The following is a 17201-nucleotide window of genomic DNA, read 5'->3' as shown; positions in this document are numbered from 1 at the left end:
TAATCTAATTAACCTTTTTGTGTTAAAATTGGAAATATAAAATCAACAAAACAGAAAAATTTATTTACGAAATACCATAAAAGTTTGGTCTTCTTATAAAACTTCGCTTCACCTTAATATTGTTTAAAAACAAGTGAAATATCAATTCATGGCAGTAGAGAAAGGGGTTAACAATGAAAATAGAAAAGGAATTTTTAAAAAGATTTTTTAAAAAGGGATTTTTTATTGAATTGGATGAAACACTGACCTATCCGTCTGCTCAAACTATTTGTGAAAGCATAGAAAAATACGCTGCTGAATCCAAAGAAAAAGTTGAATTTACAAACAAAGTAAAACCAGTTACTTTTTATTTAGACGACACACTCTATCAAGCTAATATACGTATAGTCCGCGGAGGATATGAAATATTTTGCAAGGAAGTATAGTTGAAAAATGACCGATTTAAGGTCATTTTTTTATGTTTCGAAATCCCACTTTATTTTAATGAAAAAAACGTCTCAAGTTTTCTCGAGGCGTTTTCTTGTATAGTAATGTTGAAGTATTAAGAAATATAAATTTTTGAAACCAAAACATTCCATATTCTATCTAATAAGTGGAAGGAGGGATAAGATGGATGAAATAAAATTAGTGAAAAAAGCGAAAAAAGGTGATGATGCAGCGTTTGAGAAGCTCATTAGCCTCCATCAAGACCAGTTATATCGCACAGCTTATATGTATGTGCAAAATAAAGAAGATGCCTTAGATATTGTACAAGAAACGGTTTATAAAGCGTACGTATCTTTAGAGCAATTACAAAAACTAAACTTTTTTCTGACGTGGTTGACGCGTATTTTAATACATAATGCTTATCAGCTGTTGAATGAGAAGAAGAAGGTGCAAAAATTAGAAGATAGCAAGAAATTAGCTGTTTATGAGGACGTAAGAAACACAGCAAACCGAATTGAACAAAACATTGACTTGCAAGTAGCAATTGGACAATTGGATGAAAATTATCAAACGGTCATCATCTTACATTATTATTACGATCTTCCGATAAATCAAATTGCTTGGCATATGCATGTACCTGAAGGAACCGTCAAAACGTATTTGTATAGAGCGAGAAAATCATTAAAGAAACTACTAGGAGGGAGTGATGAGAATTGGATAAACAGTGGTTTAATGATGAAATAAACAAAATCGAAGTGCCGCGGGAAGAATTACAGATTGCCATAACAAAAGGTATTACTAGAGCACAACAAGAAAAACCAGTAAAACGAAAAGATAAACGAAGAAAGATTGCATGGTTAGCTGCTGCATCAGTATGTATGTGTGTACTAGGTTCAGGGTTTGTTTTTCCGCAAATGAATCGTGTACTTGCAGAAGTTCCGCTTATAGGGAAAGTATATGATTATTTTCATGATACGGTGGGGCAAGATCTTACAGAGAGTAAACTTGTAACAGAGTTGAATCAACAAGCAGTAAGCAACGGAATTCATGTCACAATGAACAGCGTGTATTACGATGGTGGTAGAATTAGTGTAACATTTAAAGTTGATAATCCAGAAAAAGTAGCGATAAAAAATACTTTTGGTAATAGTTTTGATTATGAGTTTAAACTTGTTGATGGAAGCCGAAAATGGGGAAGTTCTGCTTCTTGGATGGGAAAGATAACGGAAAATGGTTGGCTTGGTAATATCCATATTAATTATCCAGAAAAAGAATTACCTCCGAACACAACACTGCCAATTACCATTACATCTATTGGTGAAACGAAAGGATTCTGGAAATTTGATATTCCAGTAAAGCAATTAGAAAATAAAAAAATTAACCCGCAGCAGTCAGTTAGTAGTGAGGATCAGGAGCATAGACTTAATTTTGAAACAATTACAGTCGGTAAAGGATCAACGACGATTGACTACAAAGCGATTTATCCGCTTGCAGGAGAGAACGACTTAGCACAAATTCGCAAAATAACAGATGACAAAGGAAAAGAAATTCATTTGTCTAGTTCAGGAATTAAATTTGGCAGAGAAAAAGTAGGTGATCATGTAGAATCTGAAGAACGTTCTATTTTCGGAAAAATTCCTGATGGTGCAGAATTTATTACATTATATCCTCTTGTTCTTTTATCTGAAAAACCAGCAATTGTGAAATTGGATGAAAAAACACCATTTGAAATTAAGAGTACACGTAGTGATTTCAAAATTATTGTGAATAAAATTCAACATAAGAACAGCCGATTAATCGTGCAGTACACACTTCAAAATGTGGATATAAAGCGTATATCTATGGATGAGTTAATGAATCGTGGTGAAGTTATGAATGTAATGGATTCTGCGTATATAGATAAGGAATTTGCACCGATTGGTCATGTTATAAAGGGAAGTACCGTGAAAGTGTTAGATAAGGAAAAACTGCAATTTCAAGCAACGTTCCAATTGGACGGAAAATATGGCGTGAAAAATTTCAGCTTAAAGGATTATGTATTAGAAGTGGATATGTCATCGTATCACCCTGAGAAAACATTGCCGCCAGTTCAGATTAAATTAAAGTAAAACGATCCTTCATGATTTTACGTGCAATTGGTTATAGTAACAAAGGAACGATAATCAAGGAGGCTACATTAGTGGACAACAGTAGTAACTTTTTAGAGAAATTGCACGATACACAGGAGAAAGCTGAAAGAAATAAAAAGCGCCAAGGTAACGGGAATCCAGGCAAAAAAAAGCCGAATAAAACACATAAATAATTACGAAAAGTTTATGAAAAACACCTCCGTATTGAGGAGGTGTTTTTTCTTTGTTTTTAATTTCTTTTTTCTTTCTGAATTTTATCCCGCTACTTTAGGGCAGTAAGACTCCCACCTTAAGGTTTCGAGAAAACAAAGAAGATAGGTGGGAGACAACTGCTGGCATGCGCCCGATTGGTGAGAGCTTTCCATCAGTGGGGGATGAAGAAAAATCCCCACTGATGGAAGTTTCACTTTATGTGCAGCGCTTAGTGTTTGTTTTTCTACTGCGAATATATAGCAAAACGAAAAGTGCGAGAACGAGTAATACAACTACTAAGATAAAAGCGTAACGGTGAATAGAATGACCGATCAGATGCCAATCTTTCCCGAATACCATTCCTAATTTAATAAAAGTGAAACTCCATATGAGTGCTCCCGTATAAGCGTAAAGGCAAAATTTTTGAAAGCTTAAACGGGAGATACCAGTTAAATAGGCAGTAACATGCCGAACTCCCGGAATAAAGTAACCAAAAACTAATAAAGGTGGACCAATTTTTTGAAAGAGCTTTTGTGTCCGGGCAATTTTATTTTCTGTAATGTGCAGTTTAGGACCAAATTTCCTTAAGAAGGGAAGTCCAAGTGTTTTTCCTAATATGTAACTAAGTGTAATCCCAACTGCAGAGCCAAACCAGGCAGTTAGTAAGGCAAGAGAAAATATCATCTTTTTTTGAAATATATAATACCCTACAAAAGTTAACAAAGTTTCATCGGGTATCGGTAATCCGATAATTCCTCCAACTAAAGCGATAATCAGTCCAAAATATCCATAATGGGAAATGAAATAAGTTAAGTGCTGTTCTATTTGTAATCACCGTCCGTCTCATATGCATTAAGAATTACTATGTATTCTTCTTAGTTTCACCTAATTACATGCAATCATTACTATACGGATCATTTAATTTATAAGAAATAGCATGTATAAAAACGCCCCGCAATTAAATACTAACCATATTAAATTTGCTATTTTTTATTATAATCTAAAAAGGGGCTGTAAACATGATTTTAAAACAACCGTATAAGTTGTGGATTGCCTTAGTGAGTGTGTTAATTATCGTTTCAAGTTTTGTTTTTCCACTTGGAAAGGCATTTGCACTAGTAATGGATCATACGAAGTATCAAATGGATTGGAGTTATAGTAAGTCTTTAAAGAAACCAATTCGAACTGAGCTTATTAAAACAGCAGATGGAAAAATTGCCTACTGTTTAAATGTACATTTAAAATCACCAAGCGGTCAGGATTTACCTGAAATAGGAAAAGCAGATATTGGGGTATACCGTGTATTACTCAATGGATATCCGGTAAAAAGTCCGCAAGAGCTCGGTGTATCAACTTGGGAAGAAGCACATTATGCAACGCAGCTAGCTGTATGGAATGCGCTGAAGCAAATCGATATCAATGATTTAGATCATCGCAATAAAAATGTAGGAAAAGCAATGAGAGAAATTGTTACAAATGCGGAGAACAGCACAGAAGTGCAAGAGATTACGATGAATGTGACTCCAACAGAAAAGCAAACAGCAACGTTAAAAAATGATTTCTTTGAAACTGATTTGTATACAGTGGAAACAAATGCAACAAAAGGCACGTATCAAGTGCAAGCAACGAACGCCCCTGAAGGCGTAAAGTTTGTGAATGAAAATGGCGAAGCAAAAACACAGTTTAACGTAGGTGAAAAATTCCGTGTTCTAATTCCAAAAGCAACAAAAGCAGGGGAATTTAGCTTTAAAGTTGTTGCAAACCTTTCGAGGTTACAAGCTATTAAATATAAAGGGACTCCTGCAATCCAAGATGCAACAGTTCTTGTAGAACGAGGAGAAGAGAAAACGAGTCCTGACTTGTTAGTAAATTGGAAAGCACCAGCACCTTCTAAAAATAAAAGATAATAACAAATCCCAACGCTTCGAGTTAGTGTGAACGTTGGGATTTTTAATTTCTAAAATTTTTTAAAAAACGACGGACATAAAATCGTATGTTCTTTCGAATAATATAGAGGAAAGCTATAAACAAAATATTTATATATAAAGAGGAGATAAGGAAAATGATAGAAAAATATGAAGATATTGCTGAAGTATTAAAGGTATTAGCACACCCTGTGCGTTTATGCTTAGTAGAAACAATGCTTACAAAAGGCCCTACGAATGTAACAACAATGTATGAAAAATTAGGAATGCCTCAAAGTACAATTAGTCAACATTTATCTAAGTTGAAAGCTGCTAAAGTCGTTGCAGGTACTCGAAAGGGATTAGAAATTTATTATGAAGTAGTGGATGATCGTACAAAAACGATAGTAGCAAACCTTATTTAAGTAAAATAGTATTTTTTTGACTCCGTGGAACTCACTACTTTTGTAAAAGACGTAAAGCCCCTAAAATAATTTTTTGAAGGTTCCAGATACAACACATTCCGATTGTTTTTTCATTCTAACGCTATTTTTTAACATTCTAATAGTTTATTGTAGATCCTAAAATATTTCGTAATAAAATATTAGGCTGTTAACCGAATAATAGAGAAAAGAAAAGAAAAAAACCATAAAAAAGCGCAATTCTTTCAAGAAAGAATTGCGCTTTTTTATGTGAATTATATTTCCATGTCAGAAAATGTAACATGGATTATTTTTATGCAAGTGATAGTATTATTGAGTATTTATAAGAAAAACAAAGAATTAGCGAGGTAAAAATGTGTAGTTGTTATGTTTTGTCGAAAATTGTTGTTTTTTAAGCGATTTCAAATTATAATTTAACTTATGTGAGGAAAAAAGGGAGGGTGAAACATGATAGATATTTTACAAAAGTTTATTGGAATAACGAATGATTTTATGTGGTCTAAATTGTTAATTATTATGCTTATTGCTTGCGGAATTTATTTCACATTTAAATCGAAATTTGTACAGTTTCGAATGTTAAAGGAAATGGTCCGTGTGTTAATGGAAGGGAAAGCTGGTTCTAAAGATGAAATTTCCCCATTTCAAGCGTTCTGTGTTGGTATGGCCGCTCGTGTTGGAACGGGAAATATCACAGGAATTGCGATTGCAATTGCATTAGGTGGTCCTGGAGCGGTATTCTGGATGTGGATTATTTCTATTATTAGCTCAGCATCCAGCTTTGTTGAAAGTACATTAGCTCAAATATATAAGGTAAAAGATAAAAATGGTTTCCGTGGCGGTCCATCCTATTATATGGAAAAAGGATTGAACAAACGTTGGATGGGAGTATTATTCTCCATTTTAATTACGATTACTTTCGGTCTTGTATTCAATTCTGTCCAATCAAATACCGTTACACTTGCTTTTCAGAACTCATTCGGTACAGATCGTTTAACTTTAGGGATTATCATGGCAATTGCTTTCGCTGTGATTATCTTTGGCGGTGTGCAGCGTATTGCCAAAATGGCTGAATATAAAGTAATGTTCCTAGCGGTGTTATACATTGGTGTTGCATTATTTGTTGTAATTACGAACATAACAAAAATGCCGGAAGTTCTTTCTCTTATTGTTCAAAACGCATTTGGTTTTAAACAAATAGCGGGCGGTTCAATCGGTGCAGCGCTCATGAATGGAGTTAAACGTGGTTTATTCTCAAATGAAGCTGGTATGGGGAGTGCGCCAAACGTTGCCGCAACGGCAACAACAAGCCATCCAGTGAAACAAGGACTTATTCAAGCATTTGGCGTATTAACGGATACACTGATTATCTGTACAAGCACAGCCTTTATTATTTTACTTTCTGATGCATACAAACAACCAGATCTAACTGGTATTGCACTTACACAAGCAGCATTAAGTGAACACATCGGTTCTTGGGCATCAGGCTGTCTAGCTATCTTTGTTTTCCTATTTGGATTCGGTGCGTTAATTGGTAACTATTATTACGGAGAAACAAATATTCGATTCTTAAACAATAGTAAAGTATGGTTGATGGTGTACCGAATAAGCGTGTTAGCCATGATTGTATTCGGTTCTGTAGCAAAGGTCCAATTTGTATGGGATTTAGCGGATTTATTTATGGGCTTTATGGTTATTATAAATTTAATTGCTATTGCATTCCTATCAAAAACAGCCTTTGCTGCACTTACAGACTATTTAAAACAGAAGAAGCAAGGAAAAGATCCTGTATTCCATGCAAGCTCTATCCCAGGATTAAAGAATGCGGAATGCTGGGAAGATTCAGTTGCTGGAAAAGAAAAACAAGTAGGTTAGTGATCCGAAAAGAACATAGAAGGGATAGCTTCTATGTTCTTTTTTTGGCTATTTTTCCCTTTAAAAAATATATTGCATTTCTGAAAGATAACGCTTACAATTTGCTTATGGATAGAACAAAATGATATCATTCTCATATTCCGCATGAACTATGTAGTATATAAATTCGCGCAATACAAACGCTTACTGATGTAAGTGTTAAATGGTTTTTAGAGGGACTTATTTTTTTAATCTGAATTGTCAGACGTCTATCGTTCAACGACTAATAGGGAATGATAGGTGAAACGAAAAAAATGGAGGATTCACATATGAAATTTGTCATGTTTCTTGTAGGATTAATTGCTGTATTTATATTAGCGTTTATCGTAAGTACTGATCGAAAAAAGATTAAATACAAGCCAATTGCTATAATGCTTGTTATTCAATTAGCATTATCATATTTCTTACTAAATACACAGATTGGATACTATTTAGTTAAAGGGATTTCTGACGGTTTTACTGCAATTTTAAAATTTGCGGACGCTGGAATTAGCTTTGTATTTGGCGGACTTGTAAATAAAGGGGAATATACGTTTTTCCTTTCTGTATTACTTCCAATTATTTTCTTAGCGGTGTTAATTGGAATTATGCAACATCTTAGAATTTTACCAGTTATTATTAAAGCAGTTGGATTTTTATTAAGTAAAGTAAATGGTTTAGGAAAATTAGAATCTTATAATGCAGTAGCAGCAGCAATTGTTGGTCAAGGAGAAGTTTTCATTACAGTAAAAGATCAACTAAGTAAGTTACCAAAAAATCGTTTATACACACTATGTGCTTCTTCGATGTCAACAGTATCTATGTCAATCGTTGGTTCTTATATGAAAATGATTGACCCTAAGTATGTTGTAACAGCACTTGTATTAAACTTATTTAGCGGATTTATTATCATTCATATTTTAAATCCTTACGATGTAAGTGAAGAGGAAGATATTTTAGAGTTACAAGAGGACAAGCACCAAACGTTTTTCGAAATGTTAGGTGAGTACATTATGTTAGGATTTACAATTGCGGTTACAGTAGCAGCAATGTTAATCGGATTCATTGCATTAATGGCGGCAATTAACGGTCTATTTGATTCTATTTTCGGTATTACATTCCAAACAATCTTAGGATATGTGTTCTCACCATTAGCGTTCATTATGGGTATTCCAGCATCTGAGATGGTAACAGCTGGACAAATTATGGCAACAAAATTAGTAACAAACGAATTCGTTGCGATGCTTGATTTAGGAAAAGTAGCAGGTCATTTAACACCTCGTACAGTTGGTATTTTATCTGTATTCCTTGTATCATTTGCGAACTTCTCATCTATCGGAATTATCGCAGGTGCAACGAAGAGTATCGACGCAAAACAAGCAAACGTTGTATCTTCTTTTGGATTAAAACTTGTATACGGTGCAACATTAGTAAGTGTGTTATCAGCAATTATCGTTGGGGTAATGCTATAAAAAAGAAAAAAAGCAATGAGCAGTGGGCTCATTGCTTTTTTTGTTGCGTGTTCAGCTAAGCTGAACACTGCTCACTAGTGAAAGTTCGGTCTAGGTAAGAAGCAAGTTTCCTAGTAACTGACAGGCAATCGGGGGGGAATTCTAAGATTGAAGCCCTGTGACAAAGTAACTTTTTACTAGAAGTGCGAGCTTATACTGTTCGGACATAACCTTGCCCTACAGTTTGTGGCAAACAATTCTTCTAATCCTTTTTATAAGATGCTCCGGCTCGCGTTATAGTCTCTATCCAATACCGTTCCGCACTTTGTACAAATGTGAGTACGAATGGAGAGACTTCTTCGCACGATTTTTGCAAAAAGAACAGTCTTGTGAGAAAGAGGAGTACATAGAGTATTTACAATACACAAAATCGTAACAAATTAAACAGTATATTCAGAAATTTTGAAAGGTGTATGTTACTTTCTTAGCGAATAAGTTAGATAGAGAATTTTAATCAAATAAAAACCCGAATCATAGATAAACATGATTCGGGCTATCATTCAGATTAATAAGCTAAACTGAATAGACCTTTAATGTGTGATAAGTAACGAACGTTACTTGCTTCTTTCATTAGAGATGCTGGTAAGCCTTTAAGTGGAGTTGAGCTTGCTCCGATTGTAGCAACCGCATCTTTACGTCCTAGACTTGCAAGTGTTCCAGAGTTTACTGGTGCGAACTCTTCGAATGCTTTGCCTTCTAGTGCTGCGTATAAGTTGTATCCAATTAACTCACCCATTTGCCAAGCGATTTGTGCAGTTGGTGGGTATGGACGACCGTCTGGAGCAAAGACAACAGCGCTGTCTCCAGCAACGAATACGTTTTTGTGAGAAGTAGATTGTAGGTATGCATCAACTGTTGCACGACCACGGTTTACTTCAAGACCTGATTCACCGATTAATGGGTTACCTTGTACGCCACCTGTCCAAACGAATGTGTTAGCTACGATTTTTTGACCGTCTTTTAAGTCGATTTCATTGCCAGCAACGTTTGTTACAGGAAGACCTGTTAAGAATTGAACGCCGCGTGCTTCTAAGCTAGTAGTTGCACGTTCAATTAAATGATCAGGTAATACTGGAAGGATTTTTGGACCTGCTTCAACAAGAAGAAGTTTAACTTCTTTTGGATTTACGCCGTGGCTTTTTGCAAGTTTAGGCATAATGTCAGCAAGTTCACCAACTAGCTCAACGCCAGTTAATCCGCCGCCGCCGATTAAGATTGTAGCATCAGCTTCGTTTTTCGTTTTAGCGTATTCACGAATACGGTCTTCAACGTGTTTGTAGATTTTGTTTGCATCAGCAGCAGATTTTAATACCATGCTGTTTTCTTCTAGTCCTGGAATACCGAAGTAAGCAGTTTTACTTCCTAAAGCAACTACAAGTGCATCGTAAGATAAAGTAGTGCCATCAGCTAGTTTAATTTCTTTGCTATCAACTGAGAATGACTCAACTGTTGCGATTTTAAGATCGATATCTTTGCCTTTGAAAAGTTTTTCTAATGGCATAGCAATTGCCTGTTCAGAAATATTTCCTGCTGCAAGGCGGTGTAGTTCCGTAATAATTTGATGTGTTGGATATTGGTTGATAACTGTAACTTGTGCTTCTGATTTGCTGTAATGTTTACGTACATTTAAAGCTGCAAGAAGTCCGCCATAACCAGCACCTAAGATGACAATTTGTTTTGACATAGTATGATATCCCCCGTCTTTACTAATTGTTGTGTAAGAAAGAATTATTTATGATTGCGTTCTCCAGTAATTTGAAGATAAGCGTTTACAAAGCGAAACATTTTTTGTGCTTGCGGATCTTTTAGCATTTTTAAAAGGCCAAAAAGACCGATAACTTCGTTGCTTTCTTCAGCGCGATCTTTCGCTTCGATAGCAGTTGCAGCAATGGTTTTCACTGTATCTTTTACAGGTTCTGCAAGTTCTTGGATTGCTCCAACAGTATCATTTTTTAATACTTCATCAGTAGCGACTGCTTGAGCGAAATCATAAGACTTTGTTAAAATGTTAACGAGCTCAGTTAATTTTGGAAGTTGTTCTACTAATGTAGTTAAAGATTCTTGAACTTCAGGCTTTAATAGCTGATCAAGTACATCAAGCTGTGCTTGACTAGCAGAAATTTGTAATGATTCTTGTTCAGGCTTTGTTTGAGTGATTGTTTCTGGCATCTCCAATTCTCCTTTACGATAGCAATACGTCTTAAATTTTTGGGAATCAAAGAAGATTCCCCATTATAGGTAAGATTTCTTCGTCCGTAACAACTCGAGGAAATTTGTAAAACTTTACACAAAGATTTAGGGCAAGATGCTCTTAAAGTTACTATTGCGGGTGAATACGTCTTTTCAAACCGTTGCAACATTCGAATGAACTATACGTAATCACCGAATCTGAAATAGTAAATTTTAAAAGGCTAGTTGCGTCCTCTAGCTTATGGACTTGTCCAGTAAAAGACTTTGTCTACCAACTGAGTATATTATATACTACAATACACCTATGTTAACATAAAAATGATTATTAAGCATTCGATTTTAATGACTATGATCTACGAACTTACAGGGCGTTATATCTGTTGTTTTATTTCAATTTTACAATGTAAGAAGCATAAATTGACGAAAGCAGTTGATTTATGCTTTTTTTGTTTGCGTGCCCAGCTAAGCTGGAACAGAAAAGAGATGGCAAAGCCATCTCTAAGACATCTGTTTCAGTTTTCTACTCTATTACTCAGCTGGTGGTGTAAACGTGCGTTTTTCTAATTCAGCATCTAACATAAATAATGCATTTGAATCGTTTGTAATACGCTTTAATTTTTGAATGATGCTATCGAAAGATGCTTCTTCTTCTACTTGCTCGTCAACGAACCATTTTAAGAAGGTGATGGTAGCATGTTCGCGCTCATCCCAAGCGATATCAGATAGGTTATAAATACGTTTTGTAACCTCACGTTCATGCTCAAGGGCGATTTCAAAAGCAGATAAAATCGATTCATATTCGTTATTTGGATGATCAAATCCAGTAATGATTGCACGCTCACCGCGATTATTAATATAATTGTACAGCTTCATAGCATGGAAACGCTCTTCCTCTGCTTGTACAAGAAAGAAATTAGCAAATCCATCGTAGCTTTCTGATGTACAATATGCCGCCATTGCCATATACACATGGGCGGAGTAAAACTCAAAGTTCATTTGATCATTTAGTGCGTCGCGTAATTTTGGAGATAACATAAAAAAAAGCCCCCTTTCATATTATTACGATATAATCATATCATAATTGAAAATAATTCTCACTCATTATTCAAATCGCTTGGAGAGTTTCTTAACATGCGTTTCCATAATATCTTGTAAATCTAAATTATATTTTTGCGCTAAAATAATAAGATTCCCTAATACATCTCCAATTTCTTCTTTTAATTCAATTGTTAATTCTTCTTCGCTCTTTTTTTGTTCATCTGGACGATCACGGCCAATTTCAATAGCACGCACGACGCGAGAAACTTCGCCAACTTCCTCCGCTAAAAAATTAACGCGAATAAAGGAATTATATTGTGCCCATCCTCGCTCATAATAAAATTGTTCCACCCAGCTTTGAAATTCATTCGTATTCATCCTTTTCCCATCCTCCCAATATGTAGTATGATTACATTGTAGCATAACAATATGTAGTCTTGGGGTGGAGTAATGAAACGTATTTGTGTATTTGCAGGATCGAATGTTGGAGAGCGTCCAGAGTTTCAAGCAGAAGCTCGGCAGCTTGGAGAAATACTAGTTCAAAATAACATAGAGCTTGTATACGGAGGCTCTTGTGTTGGATTAATGGGAGAGGTAGCAAATCAAGTATTAGAGCTAGGCGGCCGTGTAACAGGTGTCATGCCTCGCGGATTATTTAGAGGTGAAATTGTTCACCAAGGCTTAACAGAGCTAATCGAAGTGGAAACGATGCATGAGAGAAAAGCAAAGATGAGTGAACTTGCTGATGCATTTATTGCACTTCCAGGCGGTTATGGAACATTTGAAGAGCTGTTTGAAGTGGTATGTTGGTCGCAAATTGGGATTCATGAAAAGCCTGTTGGATTGCTGAACATTGCAGACTTCTACACACCGTTATTACAAATGGTGGATCGTGCGGCAGAGGAAGGCTTTATGAACCCATCGAATAAAGAATTACTTGTATCTGCAAAAACGGCTAATGAGTTGGTTCCTAAAATGAAAGAGTACAAACGACCAGTGATGGGAAATAAATGGAAGCAGTTAACATAAAGTGAAACTTCCATCAGTGAGTGATTTTTTTACTGATGGTTAGTTGAACCAATCGGGCTTTTACGGACAGTGATCCCCCACCTATCTTCTTCGTTTCTCTCTAAATCTTGAGGTGGGAATCTTACTGCCCGTTAATGCGGGATAAAGTGAAACTTCCATCAGTGCTTACTGCCTGCGAATAGCGGGATAAATAAAAAAACGAGCGGAATTGTCCCGCTCGATTTTTTAGCGTAATAATTGTCGAATGTCGTCGAGATATCGTGTCGAATCGTCGATATATAGCTGAGCCACTTCCGCTTTTCTTATTGATTTAAGAATGCACGTAACATCCATGCGTGTTTTTCAAGTTCTGTGTAGATGCCAAGTAGTAGGTCAGATGTCGTTTCATCGTCTGCATCTTGCGCGATTGTCATGCCTTTTTTCAGTTCACCAAGCATCACTTCATAGTCTTTCATAATTGCTTCAACCATCCCTTCGGCATTTTCTCCGTAAGCTGCTTCTTGAACAGAAGATAGTTCTAAGTATTCTTTCATTGTTGCTACTGGTTTGCCGCCGATTGCTAAAATACGTTCTGCAATTTCATCGATGTGCGTAGCTGCTTCTGTATAAAGTTGTTCGAATTTCTCATGTAATGTAAAGAATTGAGGTCCTGTTACGTACCAGTGGTAGTTGTGTAATTTTGTAAATAAAACGTTCCAGTTTGCTACTTGTTTGTTTAATACTTCAATAACTTGTGTATTCATACTATCAATCTCCTTCACGTTTTTATTTTGTATCAATTACTAATTTATAATTATTATAATCTAATAACGGGTATGAAATCAACCCTTTTTGCATATATAATTTTTAAACATTTTGTGACGAAGCGGTATGTTTAAAACAGAGGATAATGTGACATATAGATAAAAGAGAATAAATAGAAAGGGGAATGAAGATGCAGCTCCTATTTCAAAAGGTATATCAACAAGCTGGGAACTGGTATGTACTTGATGACGATTTTCCATGGGATATAAATCAAGTAAAGAGGGATGTGTTCTCATTAATTGAACGGCGTGAGGTACCTGTATTTTTCTGTGATACGTGTGAAACAAATGATGTGTTAGTACAATTAGGAGAAGAGGAAGAAGAATTTTTATTTCCGTTGAACGGATTTTATCATAAAGAAAAACGTTTAATTTTCGTTTGTATGTGGGAGAAGTATGAGCAATTATTAGAAACGCTGTTGCATGAGTTTCGGCATGATATGCAGCATGAACGAAAGTTATTGTATGTCGGTAATGAAATGTATGAACAGCGGTGGATTGAGAAGGATGCAAGAGTGTTTGCGAAGAGAAAGATGAGAGAATTTATGAGAAGGCGTGCAAACTAAAACATATTGAGCACGGCTCTATGTTTTAGTTTGCACTTATAAAAAGAAAGTAATTGACTTTTTATAAGTTTAGTTCTAAACTGTTGTTACAGAGCTTAGTGAGGTGATGGAATGAAAACAGATGAACGACTTGGTTTATTAGTATGGTTTCGTTTATCACGCTTTTACAACCAGAGTATTAGAGAAACGAATCAACATTTAAAAAAGTGGGATTTGTCTGCTGCGCAATTTGATGTATTAGTACAAGTTGGGGCAGGGGATCGTTTGACGCAACAAGAATTAGGACGAAAGCTTTTCGTTACAAAAGGAAATGTTACGCAGCTTTTAAGTAAAATGGAGCAACTTGGTTTGATTCAAAGAGAGCAAGAAGGAAAAACGAAGTATCTTTCTTTAACAGAGAAAGGTAAAGCACTGTATGAAGAAGTTGTTCCGCCTCAAGAAAGGTTTCAAGCATCGCAATTTTGCAAGTTGGACCGAGAGGAACAGAAACAGCTGTTAGCGTTACTTCGTAAATTACAATCATAAAAAATTTTAATAAATATCTCGAATTCGAGATAATATGAGGTGAAGGATATGTTTAAAAAAATCGATCATAAACAAATGGGAAGAGCAAATCACGGTTGGTTAAATACACATTTTCATTTTTCATTTGCAGATTACTACAATCCAAATAATATGAGATTTGGTGCGCTTCGCGTAATTAATGATGATTTAGTAGCGGCACAAACAGGATTCGATATGCATCCACACCGCGATATGGAGATTATTTCTTATGTAGTGGACGGAGAATTAACGCATCAAGATAGTATGGGAAACCGCGGGACAATTGAGCGTGGTCATGTGCAATATATGAGCGCTGGAACAGGTGTCTTCCATAGTGAGCACAACTTAGGAGATGAAACATTACGTCTTCTGCAAATTTGGATTTTACCAGACCGCGCTGGCCATACGCCAAATTACGGTGAATTTAAATTTGATTGGAATAAACGTGAGAATACATGGTTCCATATGGTTTCACCAATTGATGGCGGTGCACCGATTGAAATTCATCAAGATGCAAATTTGTACTCTCTTGCTTTAGAAAAAGGAAAAGAGATTACATTCTCAGTTGGTGAAGGACGTCAAGCTTATTTGGTTCAAATTGAAGGAAGCGGTATTGTGAATGGTGAAACGTTAGTGATGAGAGATGCAGCAGAAGTAATTGAAGAAGATATCCGCATTCAAGCAGCAGAAACAGCTCATTACTTAGTAATTGAGATGAAGAAACAATAATGAAAAATATAACACGAGTAGCGTCTAAAGATAGCGCTACTCTTTTTTTTGTATGAATTTTCTGTCGAAATTTTATAAAGATTTCACGAGAGGTTATTACTATTTTCTCTAGAATTGTATAAAAGTGTAAAAAAATTAGGGGATGGGGAGTGTTGTTTTTGAAAAAGAAGGTTTTATCTTCAACGTTAGCTTTATCTCTAGCTATAGGGGCATTTGCGACATTAGGTACGTCACGTACATATGCAGCAGAGCAAAAGGTTCAATACAATCAAGAATTCCAGACACCATCTTATATTGGGGAAGAGTGGAAAGCACCGGAAGGATTAGATAAAAAAGAAACGGTGTTTGAGTATTTAAAGAGTAAGAAAGACATGTTTAAATTAGCAGGAAATATTGAGAAACATTTTGAAATCGTTGGAGAAGAAAAAGACGCAGCGGCAGACACAACACATGTGAAGCTTATTGAAAAATATAATGGTATTCCTGTATATGGCTCTGATCAAACAGTAGCACTTGATAAAGATAATAATGTGAAAGCATTTTTCGGACAAGTTATCCCAAATTTAGAAAATAAAAATATCCCAGCAACTGCAAGTATTTCAGAAGATGAGGCTGTAAATATTGCAAAGGCTGGTATTGAGAAAGAAATTGGAAAAGTAGACAACTATGATGGTATTAAGAAAGATTTATATGTATATGAAAAAGATGGGCAATATTATCTTTCCTATCTTGTAAAAGCATCTATTTCAAAGCCGGCACCAGGCTACTGGCATTATTTCGTTGATGCGACAAACGGTAATGTGATTGAAAAATATAATGCAGTTGATCATATGGCTGGATTTGGATATGGTGTGTTAGGAAATCGAACAATGTTTGAAATGGCACAGGACTCAAAAACTGGAGCTTTTTATTTATTCGATGGAACACGTGGAAAAGGTGTTCATACATTTGATGCACAAAATATGGATGAAAATTGGTTCAACTTATTCTCACAATGGCTTGGATATACCGGTGAGGAAGTAGAAAGTAAAAATAAATTCTTCGAGGATAAAGCAGCTGTTGATGCGCACGCTAATGCTGAGAAAGTATACGATTACTATCAGAAAACATTCAATCGTAATTCCTTTGATAACAACGGAGCGAAGTTAATTTCTACTGTTCACGTAGGGGATAAATGGAATAATGCAGCGTGGAACGGTGTCCAAATGATGTATGGAGACGGTGATGGAAAAACATTTATTCCGTTCTCAGCAGGACTTGATGTTATTGCGCATGAGCTGACTCATGCAGTAACGGAATACTCCGCAGATCTAGTGTATAAGAACGAACCTGGTGCATTAAATGAATCGTTATCTGATATTATGGGCGCAATGGTCGACCGTGATGATTGGAATATGGGAGAAGATATTTATGCACCAGATAAGCGAGGAAGTGTACTGCGTTCTTTGAGTGATCCGGCTTCTATTCCAAATCCATTAAAGCCAACTGAAGGCTATCCAGATCATTATAGCAAGCGCTACACAGGAACGGTTGATAACGGCGGTGTTCATATTAACAGCAGTATTAATAACAAAGCTGCATATCTAGTGTCTGAGGGCGGTACGCATTACGGTGTTACTGTAAAAGGTGTAGGACGCGCAGCAACAGAGAAAATTTATTACCGTGCTCTTACAAAATATTTAACTGCAAACTCAAACTTTAGCATGATGCGCCAAGCTGCTATTCAAGCGGCTACGGATTTATATGGTAAAAACTCTGATGCGGTATATGCTGTAACAAAAGCGTATGATGCAGTAGGTGTAAAATAA

Annotated in this window: 20 protein-coding genes; 13 read left to right on the top strand and 7 right to left on the bottom strand. The window is 35.8% G+C overall.

What is annotated here, in order from left to right; genetic code table 11:
• Window positions 1-173: 173 nt before the first annotated feature.
• From AB1284_RS20660 to AB1284_RS20645, 4 genes are all read left to right on the top strand, one after another.
• Complete coding sequence (locus tag AB1284_RS20660) at window positions 174-425, top strand: DUF4318 domain-containing protein (RefSeq protein ID WP_429753203.1); 252 nt, start codon at window positions 174-176, stop codon at window positions 423-425.
• A 184-nt stretch (window positions 426-609) separates the two neighbouring features.
• Window positions 610-1170: a sigma-70 family RNA polymerase sigma factor gene (locus tag AB1284_RS20655; protein WP_429753204.1), complete on the top strand. Its 561-nt coding sequence runs from the start codon at window positions 610-612 to the stop codon at window positions 1168-1170.
• Window positions 1140-2534, top strand: a complete 1395-nt coding sequence (locus tag AB1284_RS20650) for a DUF4179 domain-containing protein (protein WP_429753205.1) — start codon at window positions 1140-1142, stop codon at window positions 2532-2534. Before AB1284_RS20655 ends, AB1284_RS20650 begins: the two co-directional genes overlap by 31 nt.
• Before the next feature lie 71 nt (window positions 2535-2605).
• Window positions 2606-2728 carry a DUF4023 domain-containing protein gene (locus AB1284_RS20645; RefSeq protein WP_230574650.1) on the top strand — a complete coding sequence of 41 codons (123 nt, stop codon included), beginning with the start codon at window positions 2606-2608 and terminating at the stop codon, window positions 2726-2728.
• 235 nt (window positions 2729-2963) lie between these two features.
• On the opposite strand, the gene AB1284_RS20640 is transcribed toward AB1284_RS20645, so the two are convergent.
• Window positions 2964-3572 carry a DedA family protein gene (locus AB1284_RS20640; RefSeq protein ID WP_429754408.1) on the bottom strand — a complete coding sequence of 203 codons (609 nt, stop codon included), beginning with the start codon at window positions 3570-3572 and terminating at the stop codon, window positions 2964-2966.
• 194 nt (window positions 3573-3766) lie between these two features.
• Here AB1284_RS20640 and AB1284_RS20635 point away from each other — a divergent pair, with 194 nt between their 5' ends.
• The 4 genes from AB1284_RS20635 to AB1284_RS20620 all read left to right on the top strand — a co-directional run bounded on the left by AB1284_RS20635 (window position 3767) and on the right by AB1284_RS20620 (window position 8456).
• Complete coding sequence (locus AB1284_RS20635) at window positions 3767-4654, top strand: thioester domain-containing protein (RefSeq protein ID WP_429753206.1); 888 nt, start codon at window positions 3767-3769, stop codon at window positions 4652-4654.
• A 155-nt stretch (window positions 4655-4809) separates the two neighbouring features.
• The gene (locus AB1284_RS20630; RefSeq protein WP_429753207.1) at window positions 4810-5076 is read left to right on the top strand and encodes an ArsR/SmtB family transcription factor; all 267 of its coding nucleotides are present in this window, start codon (window positions 4810-4812) and stop codon (window positions 5074-5076) included.
• Between the two features lie 465 nt (window positions 5077-5541).
• Window positions 5542-6966 carry an alanine/glycine:cation symporter family protein gene (locus AB1284_RS20625; RefSeq protein ID WP_429753208.1) on the top strand — a complete coding sequence of 475 codons (1425 nt, stop codon included), beginning with the start codon at window positions 5542-5544 and terminating at the stop codon, window positions 6964-6966.
• A gap of 308 nt (window positions 6967-7274) precedes the next feature.
• A complete protein-coding gene (locus tag AB1284_RS20620; protein WP_429753209.1) occupies window positions 7275-8456 on the top strand; it encodes a NupC/NupG family nucleoside CNT transporter in 1182 nt (393 codons plus the stop codon).
• Window positions 8457-8707: 251 nt separating this feature from the next.
• Here AB1284_RS20620 and AB1284_RS20615 read toward each other — a convergent pair whose 3' ends face one another.
• The 5 genes from AB1284_RS20615 to AB1284_RS20595 form a co-directional block, all read right to left on the bottom strand.
• On the bottom strand, window positions 8708-8800 hold the full coding sequence (locus AB1284_RS20615; protein WP_429753210.1) for a zinc ribbon domain-containing protein: 93 nt from the start codon (window positions 8798-8800) through the stop codon (window positions 8708-8710).
• Window positions 8801-9000: 200 nt separating this feature from the next.
• Window positions 9001-10179, bottom strand: a complete 1179-nt coding sequence (locus AB1284_RS20610; RefSeq protein ID WP_429753211.1) for an NAD(P)/FAD-dependent oxidoreductase — start codon at window positions 10177-10179, stop codon at window positions 9001-9003.
• A 44-nt stretch (window positions 10180-10223) separates the two neighbouring features.
• Window positions 10224-10664, bottom strand: coding sequence for a DUF1641 domain-containing protein (locus AB1284_RS20605; protein WP_429753212.1), 441 nt, complete (start codon window positions 10662-10664; stop codon window positions 10224-10226).
• A 549-nt stretch (window positions 10665-11213) separates the two neighbouring features.
• Entirely contained in the window at window positions 11214-11720 is a 507-nt protein-coding gene (locus AB1284_RS20600) for a ferritin (protein ID WP_429753213.1), read from the bottom strand.
• 66 nt (window positions 11721-11786) lie between these two features.
• A complete protein-coding gene (locus AB1284_RS20595; RefSeq protein ID WP_429753214.1) occupies window positions 11787-12101 on the bottom strand; it encodes a MazG nucleotide pyrophosphohydrolase domain-containing protein in 315 nt (104 codons plus the stop codon).
• A gap of 72 nt (window positions 12102-12173) precedes the next feature.
• Here AB1284_RS20595 and AB1284_RS20590 point away from each other — a divergent pair, with 72 nt between their 5' ends.
• Window positions 12174-12752, top strand: coding sequence for a TIGR00730 family Rossman fold protein (locus AB1284_RS20590; protein WP_429753215.1), 579 nt, complete (start codon window positions 12174-12176; stop codon window positions 12750-12752).
• A 302-nt stretch (window positions 12753-13054) separates the two neighbouring features.
• Here AB1284_RS20590 and AB1284_RS20585 read toward each other — a convergent pair whose 3' ends face one another.
• Window positions 13055-13495 (bottom strand): Dps family protein, encoded by a 441-nt coding sequence (locus tag AB1284_RS20585; RefSeq protein ID WP_429753216.1) that lies wholly within the window; start codon window positions 13493-13495, stop codon window positions 13055-13057.
• A 191-nt stretch (window positions 13496-13686) separates the two neighbouring features.
• Here AB1284_RS20585 and AB1284_RS20580 point away from each other — a divergent pair, with 191 nt between their 5' ends.
• The 4 genes from AB1284_RS20580 (at window position 13687) to AB1284_RS20565 (ending at window position 17201) form a co-directional block, all read left to right on the top strand.
• Window positions 13687-14121 carry a DUF3920 family protein gene (locus AB1284_RS20580; protein ID WP_429753217.1) on the top strand — a complete coding sequence of 145 codons (435 nt, stop codon included), beginning with the start codon at window positions 13687-13689 and terminating at the stop codon, window positions 14119-14121.
• Window positions 14122-14232: 111 nt separating this feature from the next.
• Entirely contained in the window at window positions 14233-14646 is a 414-nt protein-coding gene (locus tag AB1284_RS20575; RefSeq protein WP_429753218.1) for a MarR family winged helix-turn-helix transcriptional regulator, read from the top strand.
• A gap of 48 nt (window positions 14647-14694) precedes the next feature.
• A complete protein-coding gene (locus AB1284_RS20570) occupies window positions 14695-15393 on the top strand; it encodes a pirin family protein (protein ID WP_429753219.1) in 699 nt (232 codons plus the stop codon).
• A gap of 158 nt (window positions 15394-15551) precedes the next feature.
• On the top strand, window positions 15552-17201 hold the full coding sequence (locus tag AB1284_RS20565) for a M4 family metallopeptidase (protein WP_429753220.1): 1650 nt from the start codon (window positions 15552-15554) through the stop codon (window positions 17199-17201).

The sequence above is a fragment of the Bacillus sp. S2(2024) genome (assembly GCF_050474045.1).
Classification (GTDB): Bacteria; Bacillota; Bacilli; order Bacillales; family Bacillaceae_G; genus Bacillus_A; species Bacillus_A yunxiaonensis.
Note: the sequence above shows the minus strand (reverse complement) of the source record. Positions and strands in the feature narration are given on the sequence as shown.

What these genes read in the sequence shown, in the direction of transcription:
- AB1284_RS20660 (WP_429753203.1), top strand. Translation starts at nt 174, where the DNA reads ATGAAAATAGAAAAGGAATTTTTAAAAAGATTTTTTAAAAAGGGATTT.
- AB1284_RS20655 (WP_429753204.1), top strand. Translation starts at nt 610, where the DNA reads ATGGATGAAATAAAATTAGTGAAAAAAGCGAAAAAAGGTGATGATGCA.
- AB1284_RS20635 (WP_429753206.1), top strand. Translation starts at nt 3,767, where the DNA reads ATGATTTTAAAACAACCGTATAAGTTGTGGATTGCCTTAGTGAGTGTG.
- AB1284_RS20630 (WP_429753207.1), top strand. Translation starts at nt 4,810, where the DNA reads ATGATAGAAAAATATGAAGATATTGCTGAAGTATTAAAGGTATTAGCA.
- AB1284_RS20625 (WP_429753208.1), top strand. Translation starts at nt 5,542, where the DNA reads ATGATAGATATTTTACAAAAGTTTATTGGAATAACGAATGATTTTATG.
- AB1284_RS20620 (WP_429753209.1), top strand. Translation starts at nt 7,275, where the DNA reads ATGAAATTTGTCATGTTTCTTGTAGGATTAATTGCTGTATTTATATTA.
- AB1284_RS20610 (WP_429753211.1), bottom strand. Translation starts at nt 10,179, where the DNA reads ATGTCAAAACAAATTGTCATCTTAGGTGCTGGTTATGGCGGACTTCTT.
- AB1284_RS20605 (WP_429753212.1), bottom strand. Translation starts at nt 10,664, where the DNA reads ATGCCAGAAACAATCACTCAAACAAAGCCTGAACAAGAATCATTACAA.
- AB1284_RS20600 (WP_429753213.1), bottom strand. Translation starts at nt 11,720, where the DNA reads ATGTTATCTCCAAAATTACGCGACGCACTAAATGATCAAATGAACTTT.
- AB1284_RS20595 (WP_429753214.1), bottom strand. Translation starts at nt 12,101, where the DNA reads ATGAATACGAATGAATTTCAAAGCTGGGTGGAACAATTTTATTATGAG.
- AB1284_RS20590 (WP_429753215.1), top strand. Translation starts at nt 12,174, where the DNA reads ATGAAACGTATTTGTGTATTTGCAGGATCGAATGTTGGAGAGCGTCCA.
- AB1284_RS20585 (WP_429753216.1), bottom strand. Translation starts at nt 13,495, where the DNA reads ATGAATACACAAGTTATTGAAGTATTAAACAAACAAGTAGCAAACTGG.
- AB1284_RS20580 (WP_429753217.1), top strand. Translation starts at nt 13,687, where the DNA reads ATGCAGCTCCTATTTCAAAAGGTATATCAACAAGCTGGGAACTGGTAT.
- AB1284_RS20575 (WP_429753218.1), top strand. Translation starts at nt 14,233, where the DNA reads ATGAAAACAGATGAACGACTTGGTTTATTAGTATGGTTTCGTTTATCA.
- AB1284_RS20570 (WP_429753219.1), top strand. Translation starts at nt 14,695, where the DNA reads ATGTTTAAAAAAATCGATCATAAACAAATGGGAAGAGCAAATCACGGT.